General features: G+C 56.5%; 2 rRNA genes. Both read right to left on the bottom strand.

Annotated elements, in window-relative coordinates:
- A 23S ribosomal RNA gene (locus tag ABD161_RS15930) occupies window positions 1-377 on the bottom strand; the annotation flags it as partial.
- Between the two features lie 356 nt (window positions 378-733).
- A 16S ribosomal RNA gene (locus tag ABD161_RS15925) occupies window positions 734-2,244 on the bottom strand; the annotation flags it as partial.

The following is a 2,244-nucleotide window of genomic DNA, read 5'->3' as shown; positions in this document are numbered from 1 at the left end:
TTCGTCTATACGCTGCTGTCACGTCGACCCTTCGGCAGAAGAGTCAGGAGAGTCCCGCAACCCCGAACGTGCAACGCCTGCCGGCTATCACACACGCTCGGTTTAGCCTCATCCGGTTTCGCTCGCCACTACTCACGGAATCACTGTTGTTTTCTCTTCCTGTGGGTACTGAGATGTTTCACTTCCCCACGTTCCCTCTACCCGCCCTATATATTCAGGCGGGAGTCACCAGGTGTTGATCCTGGCGGGGTTTCCCCATTCGGACATCCTCGGATCAAAGCTCGCTTATCAGCTCCCCGAGGCTTATCGCAGATTGCTACGTCCTTCTTCGGCTCCAGATGCCAAGGCATCCACCGTCTGCTCTTAAAGACTTGAAATCACATGAGCCGACAGATCCCTTTTGAAAGATCTGTCGTTCGCTATCTTTAAAGATGCTCGCGTCCACTGTGTAGTTCTCAAAGTACGGGCGGTGCCCCTCCCTCACCCCACCAACGGTGGGACTCAGAAAGGGCCCAGAAGGAGGGAACCAGAGGTTCCGGTCCTTCAGGACCCAACAGCGTGCAGCCACCCCGCTTCGCCAACCAGCTCGTTCCAGACCCGCAAGCAGGCCGTACTAAAACCAGTCAGCAGCGCTGACGGCATGTCAAATGTTCCACCCATGAGCTAACCAGCGAGACACATTCGGTCCCGACCTGGCGCCTGGACACCCCGAAGAGTGCCAGATGCTCCTTAGAAAGGAGGTGATCCAGCCGCACCTTCCGGTACGGCTACCTTGTTACGACTTAGTCCTAATTACCGATCCCACCTTCGACGGCTCCCTCCACAAGGGTTAGGCCACCGGCTTCAGGTGTTACCGACTTTCATGACTTGACGGGCGGTGTGTACAAGACCCGGGAACGTATTCACCGCAGCGTTGCTGATCTGCGATTACTAGCGACTCCGACTTCATGAGGTCGAGTTGCAGACCTCAATCCGAACTGGGACCGGCTTTTTGGGATTCGCTCCACCTCACGGTATTGCAGCCCTTTGTACCGGCCATTGTAGCATGCGTGAAGCCCAAGACATAAGGGGCATGATGATTTGACGTCATCCCCACCTTCCTCCGAGTTGACCCCGGCAGTATCCCATGAGTTCCCACCATTACGTGCTGGCAACATAGAACGAGGGTTGCGCTCGTTGCGGGACTTAACCCAACATCTCACGACACGAGCTGACGACAACCATGCACCACCTGTATAGAGACCTTGCGGGGGAACTGTTTCCAGATCTTTCCTCTATATGTCAAGCCTTGGTAAGGTTCTTCGCGTTGCATCGAATTAATCCGCATGCTCCGCCGCTTGTGCGGGTCCCCGTCAATTCCTTTGAGTTTTAGCCTTGCGGCCGTACTCCCCAGGCGGGGAACTTAATGCGTTAGCTGCGTCACGGAGACCGTGGAAAGGCCCCCACAACTAGTTCCCAACGTTTACGGGGTGGACTACCAGGGTATCTAAGCCTGTTTGCTCCCCACCCTTTCGCTCCTCAGCGTCAGTTACGGCCCAGAGATCTGCCTTCGCCATCGGTGTTCCTCCTGATATCTGCGCATTCCACCGCTACACCAGGAATTCCAATCTCCCCTACCGCACTCTAGTCTGCCCGTACCCACTGCAGGCCCGAGGTTGAGCCTCGGGTTTTCACAGCAGACGCGACAGACCGCCTACGAGCTCTTTACGCCCAATAATTCCGGATAACGCTTGCGCCCTACGTATTACCGCGGCTGCTGGCACGTAGTTAGCCGGCGCTTTTTCTGCAGGTACCGTCACTTTCGCTTCTTCCCTGCTAAAAGAGGTTTACAACCCGAAGGCCGTCATCCCTCACGCGGCGTTGCTGCATCAGGCTTGCGCCCATTGTGCAATATTCCCCACTGCTGCCTCCCGTAGGAGTCTGGGCCGTGTCTCAGTCCCAGTGTGGCCGGTCACCCTCTCAGGCCGGCTACCCGTCGACGCCTTGGTGAGCCGTTACCTCACCAACAAGCTGATAGGCCGCGAGCCCATCCCGAACCAATAAATCTTTCCCACCAGTAACGATGCCGCTCTGGTGCGTATCCGGTATTAGACGCCGTTTCCAGCGCTTATCCCAGAGTTCGGGGCAGGTTGCTCACGTGTTACTCACCCGTTCGCCACTGATCCACAAGAGCAAGCTCCTGCTTCACCGTTCGACTTGCATGTGTTAAGCACGCCGCCAGCGTTCATCCTGAGCCAGGATCAA

Source organism: Microbacterium paludicola, from assembly GCF_039529675.1.
GTDB lineage: Bacteria > Actinomycetota > Actinomycetes > Actinomycetales > Microbacteriaceae > Microbacterium > Microbacterium paludicola.
The sequence above is the reverse complement of the archived record's forward strand: the minus strand, read 5'-3'. Positions and strand labels throughout refer to the sequence as shown.